Below are 6,472 nucleotides of genomic sequence, written 5' to 3' on the forward strand. Positions count from 1 at the left end.
GGGTCCTTTCAGACGAGGGCTGCGGTGTGCTGGTTGGCGGGGCGGGGAAGGCCGTAGCGCTCCCGGAGGGTCTGGTGCGGGCCGTACTCGTCGCGGAACAGGCCGCGGGTGCGCAGGAGCGGTACGACGTGCTCGACGAAGGCGTCCAGGCCCGAGGGCAGCACGGCGGGCATGATGTTGAAACCGTCGGCGGCGCCCTGCGTGAACCACGTCCCGATCTGGTCGGCGATCTGCTCGGGCGTCCCGGCGAAGGTGAGGTGGCCGCGCCCGCCGCCGAGCCGCGCGATCAGCTGCCGTACGGTGAGCTTCTCGCGCCGGGCCAGTTCGACCACGAGCGTGTAGCGGCTCTTGGCGCCCTCGACGGCGGACTCGGGCGGCAGGTCGGCGGGCAGCAGGGCATCCAGCTCCAGTGCACCGGGCGGCAGTTGCAGCAGGTTCTCCAGTCGGCCCACCCCATGGTCGTACACGATGTGGTCCTCCAGCAGCCGCTCCGCCTCCCGTGCCTCCGCCTCCGTCGAGCCGAGTACGGGCACGATCCCGGGCAGCACCCTGATGTGCTCGGGATCCCTTCCCGCCCGTGACGTCCGGGACTTGAGGTCGGCGTAGAAGTCCTGGGCGTCGGCGAGGGTCTGCTGGGCGGTGAAGACCGCCTCCGCGTAGCGGGCGGCGAGGGACTTGCCGTCCTCGCTCGATCCCGCCTGCACCAGGAGCGGGTAACCCTGAGGTGTGCGAGGGACGTTGAGGGCACCGGCCACGCTGAAGTACGTGCCCTGGTGCCGGGGCGGGTGGATCTTGCTGTCGTCGCCCCAGACGCCGGCCGCCTTGTCGGCGACGACCGCGTCGTCCTCCCAGCTGTCCCACAGCTTCAGCGCCACATCGAGGAACTCGGCCGCGCGGGCGTACCGCTCGGCGTGCGGGGGCTCTTCGGCGAGCCCGAAGTTCCTGGCGGCCTCGGCTCCCGCGGTGGTGACGATGTTCCACCCGGCCCGGCCGCCGCTGATGATGTCCAGCGAGGCGAACGTGCGGGCCAGGTTGTAGGGCGAGTTGTAGGACGTGGACGCGGTGGCGATCAGGCCGATGTGCTCGGTGGCCGTCGCCAGGGCGGTCAGCAGGGTGAGCGGTTCCAGGGCACCGGCCGGCCGCTGGGCGAGGTTGCTCCACAGCTGGGGCCCGTCGGCGAGGAAGAGGGAGTCGAAGGTGCCGTGCTCGGCGATTCGTGCGAGCCGCACGTAGTGCTTCAGGTCGACGTGCGCGTACGGGTCGCTCTCCGGGAGCCGCCACGACGCCTCGTGGTGCCCGGTGTTCATGAGGAACGCGTTCAGATGGAGCCTTCTCCGTGTCACCGATGGTCCTCCGTGACGCCCAGTGCGGTCAGGAGCCGCTCGCGGTATTCGCCCAGGACCGGCTCGCGGTAGGAGCGAGGGTGGGGGCGGTCGATGGACAGGTCGAGGCCGATGCGGCCCTGGTCCAGGACGAGGACCCGGTCGGCGAGCACGATCGCCTCGTCGACGTCGTGGGTGACCAGCAGCACGGACGGCCGGTGGCGTTGCCACAGGTCGCGCAGCAGGTTGTGCATCTTGATACGGGTCAGCGCGTCCAGCGCGCCGAAGGGTTCGTCCGCCAGCAGGAGTTCCGGTTCGCGGACCAGGGAGCGGGCGAGTGCGGCTCGCTGGGCCTCGCCGCCGGACAGTTCGCCCGGCCAGGCACGCTCGCGGCCCTTCAGGCCGACCTCTTCCAGCGCGGCCCGGCCGCGCTCCTCGGCGTCCCTGCCGTCCGTGCCGAGCAGGACGTTGTCCAGCACCCGGCGCCAGGGCAGCAGCCGGGAGTCCTGGAAGACGACCGAGACTCGCTCGGGGGCGGTGAGCTGTCCGCCGCCCGCGACCGCGTGGTCGAGTCCGGCGACGGCCCGCAGCAAGGTGCTCTTGCCCGAGCCGCTGTGCCCGAGCAGGGCCGTGAACTGGCCGGCGGGCAGTTCGAGGTCGATGCCGTCGAGGACCGTACGGTCGTCGAAGGACCGGGTCAGGCCCTTGAGCCGGACGGCAGGGCGGGTCAGCTGCTCAGTGTGCGGCGCCACGACAGCACCCTCCGTTCGATGAGACGAACCACGCTGTCGGTGACCAGGCCGAAGACGCCGTAGATCAGCAGGCCGACCAGGATGACGTCCGTCTGGCCGTAGTTCTGCGCCTGGAACATCATGTAGCCGAGCCCGCTGGTGGCGTTGATCTGCTCCAGCACCACCAGGGCCAGCCAGGAACCCGTCACACCGAGCCGGAGTCCCACGAAGAATCCGGGCAGTGCGCCGGGGATCACCACCTGGCGGATGAAGGTGAGCCTCGACAGGCCCTGGACCTCGGCGAGTTCGACGTACCGGCCATCGATGCCGGACAGCGCGGCATGCGTGTTCAGATAGATCGGTATGTAGACGACGATCGCGATGATGGCGACCTTGAAGGTCTCCCCGATGCCCAGCCAGAGGATGAACAGCGGGATCAGGCCGAGGGTCGGGATCGCCCGGTTGAACTGCACGGTTCCGTCGATCAGCGCCTCCCCGGTCCGGCTGAGCCCGGCGGCGAGCGCGAGCAGCACGCCCGCGGCCAGACCGATCGCGAAGCCGTATCCGGCCCGCTGCAGCGAGGTCAGGATGTCGGTGGGCAGGGTGCCGGCGGTCCACAGATGGCCGGCCGTCCGCATGACCGTCCAGGGCGCGGGAATGGCACCCGTGTCGAGCGCTCCGGCGGCGGAGGCGGCCGTCCACAGGGCGAGGACGACGAGCGGGCCGATCAGCCGGGCAACGGGCAGCCGGCGGCCGGGGGAGAGGCGCCTCGGCCTGCGGACCTGGGGAACCTCCCCGGCCTCCGTCGCCGCGAAGGCGGTCGTCGTCGTGGTCACGGCGGTCATTTCCGGTACTCCTCGGACACGGCCTTGGCGGCGATCGACTCGAAGCGGTGGTCGAAGAGCGAGGAGACGTCGAACTTCTTCACGAACCCGCCCTCGGCGAGCAGATCGGCCGTGTCCTGTTCCCACTTCACCGCCTCGTCCCAACCGGGCGGGAACAGCGGTTTGTTGGCGAGCCGGGTAATGCCCCGCGCCTGCTCCAGGGTCAGGTTCTGCGTCTTGACGTAGAACTCCTCGTTCCAGACGTCCGGGTGCTCGTACTGCCACACCTGGCCCTGGGCCCACTGCGGGACGTAGGCGGCGATCGCGGCGGCCTTCGCGGGGTCGTCCAGCACGGACTGCGGCGCCCACAGCAGGTTGAGCAGGTCGACGACATCGGTGGGGATGGTGCGGGCGCCTTTCGCCGCGTACTGCTTCAGATACGCGGGCGCCTGGTTGTTGGCGAGCGGGGCCACGTCGACCTGCCCGGACTGCAGGGCGGTGAGGAACTGGTTGCTGGTCAGCGGGACCAGCTTCACCTCGCCGTACGCGAGACCCGCCTTCTTCAGCGCCCGGAGCAGGACGACGCCCTGGGCCTGACCCTGCGAGAAGGCGAGCCGCTTGCCCTTGAAGTCGTCGACGGTGTGGATGTCGCTGCCGGGCTTGGTGGCGAAGAGGTAGTTGGGTTTGCGGGTGAGGTCGATCGCCACGATCTTCGCGTCGAAGCCCTGGTAGTGCGCCTGGATCGGCGGGATGCCCGCGTTGTCGGCGAGGTCCAGGGACCCTGCGCGGAAGGCGTTGATGACGTCCGGGCCCGCCCCGATATTCAGCCAACTCGACACGGTGAACGGCAGCTTGGGCAGCTTTGCCAGCCGGAACTGCAACTGCTGCTGGCCCAGGTACGAGGCGATCTTCAGGCTGGTGCCCGCCGGGACCTTGTCCGCGAGCGGCTCGGTCGCGGCGCCGGTGGTGTCGGCCGAGGCATCCCCCTTGGCGCAGCCGGCCAGGCCCGTGACGGCGGCGGACGCGCCCAGCAGGGAGGTGAGAAAGAGACGACGGTGCATGGGAGGCTCTCCAGACGAAAAGAGCGGAGAAAGGTAGGCGGAATTCCGGGTGGGGAAAGGCCGGAGATGAAAGAACTCACGCAGACGGAAACACGCGCTTCATGCGCGGCAACGTGTCAGCAACAGAGGGTGCGACAGCTCGCGAGCGGGTTCATGACCAGCATGTTCCCGGCCACGAACACTCCCTGTCAACATTCCGAGTTTCTGAATTAAATAGCCTCAGCTGACGCGCCCAGCGGATCCCGGAACACCACGTCAAGGGCCACCGAACCGCCCGCCACCGCGAGCACGGAATCCGGGAAACTCGTCGGTTCCACCGCCGTGGACCGGTCCTTTCCGGCCGCTTCCCTGAGCGCGCTCAGACAGTCCTCGAAGTGGATGACACCCACCTCGGTCACCACGACCGTCTCCGGATTGAGCACGTCCATCAGCAGCCCGGCCGCCCGCCCCGTCGTCCGGGACCGCTCGACCAGCAGCCGCCGGGCCACCGCGTCCCCGGCCGCCGCCGAGGCCACCACCTGCATCGGATTGGTCGAACCGATCACCCCCGCAGCCCGGGCCCGCCGGCACAGCGTCCGCTCGCTCAACTCGACTTGGAGGCAGCCGGTACGGCCGCACGGGCAGGGTTCGGTGCCGCCCGGTACCGGCAGATGCGCGATCGCCCCGGCCGCCGAACGTGGTCCGTGATGCACCTCGTCATGGGTGGCGAAAGCCGCGTCGACCACATTGCCCACGAACAGATGCAGCACGCTCGCGCTGCCCCGGGCCCGCCCGAACAGCCGCTCCCCGTTCACCAACGCCCGTGCGTGCCCGTCCACATGGACCGGCAGTCCGGTGCGGGTGCCGAGCAGCTCCCGCACCGGTACCTCGCGCCAGCCCAGCAGTTCGTGCTCGACCACGCTGCCGGTCTCCCGGTCCACCCAGCCGCCGACGGCCACCCCGACCCCCAGCGGCCGGCGGCCCGGCACCCCGGCGAGCAGCCCGGAGAGTCCCTCGGCGGCCCGCGCCAGCACCCAGCCGGGATCGGTCCGTTCGTGCTGCAGCTCGCGCCGGGCCACCACCCGGCCGCGCAGATCCAGCAGTGCGACCGTCGTGTACGGCACGGCCACATGCACCCCGCCGACCAGGAATCCCGTGTCGTCCAGGTCGACGGGGACATGCGGCCGGCCGACCCCGCCCGAGCGGCGCGGCTGTGCGGACTCCCGGACCAGCCCGAGTTCGGCGAGCCGGGCACAGTGCTCGGTCACCGACGCGGGCGACAGCCCGGTGAACCGGGCGATGGTGCTGCGCGCCACCGGTCCGTGCTCCAGCACCGACCGCAGCACGGCACTGGCGCTGGTGCGCCGCCGGTCGCTGTCGGCGGCACGCGGAACGGGCGAGACAAGGGTGGATACCGCGGTACGGGGCATGGAGGACCGTCCTCGGGAAGCGGGGCCGACACGTCTCGGATTTCGAGGGGATGCGAAAGGAGAGGCGTGCCGAGCGGTCCGCCCCTACCCCGGGCGGCGACAGGTGGCCGTGCCCTGGCGTCGCAGGTCGACATAGCGACGCGAGGTGAAGTACCGGGCCTGGGCAACCATGGCTGGAAGAGTAGGGCAGGAAAGGTGAATCCGACCAGACGACCAGGATTCATTTGGTGGGATCCCACAGTCCCCTCGGTGCCCCGCCGAGTGAGCGACGCGTCCCCGCCTCAGTGACCAGTGTCACGCCCTGATCGGTGTAGCCCGCATTCTTTGTTCGAAGTCCACCAAGCTGTCGTTCCGCCCTTTGTCGAGCGCTGACGGTGATCGGCCCGAGTCGGCTGGGATAGCGTCACCGTGTCCCAGCATGTCCCCGTCACCCGCGGAGTCCCCATGAGTACCGCCACCGCCACCGCTCGCCCCGGCGCAGTCCTCGCCGACCTGCTCCCCGCGTCCCGCGTCCGCGACGCGGCCCTCGTCGTCGGCGGTGCCGTGCTCACCGGACTCGCGGCCCAGGTGGCCGTCCCGGTGCCCGGCTCCCCGGTGCCGGTGACCGGTCAGACCTTCGCCGCGCTGCTCGTCGGCACCGCGCTCGGCGCCCGCCGCGGCTTCCTCTCCCTCGCCCTGTACGCGCTCGCCGGTGTCGCGGGCATGCCGTGGTTCGCGGACGGCACCTCCGGCGCGGCCTCGGTCTCCTTCGGCTACATCCTCGGCATGCTGCTCGCCTCGGCCGCCGTCGGCGCCCTGGCCCGGCGCGGCGCCGACCGCTCGCCGCTGCGCATGGCGGGCACGATGCTCCTCGGCGAGGCCATCATCTACGCCGTCGGCGTGCCCTACCTGGCCTACGCGGGCGACATGTCCCTCTCCAAGGCCGTCGCGCTCGGCCTCACCCCGTTCCTGATCGGCGACGCCCTCAAGGCCGCCCTGGCGATGGGCGCCCTGCCCACCGCCTGGAAGTTCGCGAACAAGCGCTAGAAGACTCATGAAGATCTTGGTGAGGGGCTGTCCGGCCGTAGGCCGGGCAGCCCCTGTTCGCTATGCGGTGGCAGGGGCGAGTTGCCAGGTGCCGCCAGT

The 6,472-nt window shown here is 70.6% G+C and carries 6 protein-coding genes; 1 reads left to right on the plus strand and 5 read right to left on the minus strand.

Annotation, left to right across the window (positions count from 1 at the left end; translation table 11 throughout):
• Positions 1-8: 8 nt before the first annotated feature.
• From AB0M27_RS26345 to AB0M27_RS26365, 5 genes are all read right to left on the minus strand, one after another.
• Complete coding sequence (locus tag AB0M27_RS26345) at positions 9-1,343, minus strand: LLM class flavin-dependent oxidoreductase (RefSeq protein ID WP_365724698.1); 1,335 nt, start codon at positions 1,341-1,343, stop codon at positions 9-11.
• Entirely contained in the window at positions 1,340-2,074 is a 735-nt protein-coding gene (locus AB0M27_RS26350; RefSeq protein ID WP_365724700.1) for an ABC transporter ATP-binding protein, read from the minus strand. The genes AB0M27_RS26345 and AB0M27_RS26350 overlap by 4 nt, the downstream gene beginning before the upstream one ends.
• The gene (locus tag AB0M27_RS26355; RefSeq protein WP_365724702.1) at positions 2,050-2,898 is read right to left on the minus strand and encodes an ABC transporter permease; all 849 of its coding nucleotides are present in this window, start codon (positions 2,896-2,898) and stop codon (positions 2,050-2,052) included. The genes AB0M27_RS26350 and AB0M27_RS26355 overlap by 25 nt, the downstream gene beginning before the upstream one ends.
• Positions 2,895-3,938, minus strand: coding sequence for an ABC transporter substrate-binding protein (locus tag AB0M27_RS26360; RefSeq protein ID WP_365724703.1), 1,044 nt, complete (start codon positions 3,936-3,938; stop codon positions 2,895-2,897). Before AB0M27_RS26360 ends, AB0M27_RS26355 begins: the two co-directional genes overlap by 4 nt.
• A gap of 209 nt (positions 3,939-4,147) precedes the next feature.
• The gene (locus tag AB0M27_RS26365; protein ID WP_365724705.1) at positions 4,148-5,347 is read right to left on the minus strand and encodes an ROK family transcriptional regulator; all 1,200 of its coding nucleotides are present in this window, start codon (positions 5,345-5,347) and stop codon (positions 4,148-4,150) included.
• A gap of 444 nt (positions 5,348-5,791) precedes the next feature.
• Between AB0M27_RS26365 and AB0M27_RS26370 the strand changes: the two genes are divergently transcribed.
• On the plus strand, positions 5,792-6,373 hold the full coding sequence (locus tag AB0M27_RS26370) for a biotin transporter BioY (protein ID WP_365724707.1): 582 nt from the start codon (positions 5,792-5,794) through the stop codon (positions 6,371-6,373).
• Positions 6,374-6,472 lie beyond the last annotated feature (99 nt).

Source organism: Streptomyces sp. NPDC052107 (assembly GCF_040680215.1).
GTDB lineage: Bacteria > Actinomycetota > Actinomycetes > Streptomycetales > Streptomycetaceae > Streptomyces.

Bases quoted from the DNA above. Each gene is read 5' to 3' on its own strand.
- AB0M27_RS26355 (WP_365724702.1), bottom strand. From the start codon at position 2,898: ATGACCGCCGTGACCACGACGACGACCGCCTTCGCGGCGACGGAGGCC.
- AB0M27_RS26365 (WP_365724705.1), bottom strand. From the start codon at position 5,347: ATGCCCCGTACCGCGGTATCCACCCTTGTCTCGCCCGTTCCGCGTGCC.
- AB0M27_RS26360 (WP_365724703.1), bottom strand. From the start codon at position 3,938: ATGCACCGTCGTCTCTTTCTCACCTCCCTGCTGGGCGCGTCCGCCGCC.
- AB0M27_RS26370 (WP_365724707.1), top strand. From the start codon at position 5,792: ATGAGTACCGCCACCGCCACCGCTCGCCCCGGCGCAGTCCTCGCCGAC.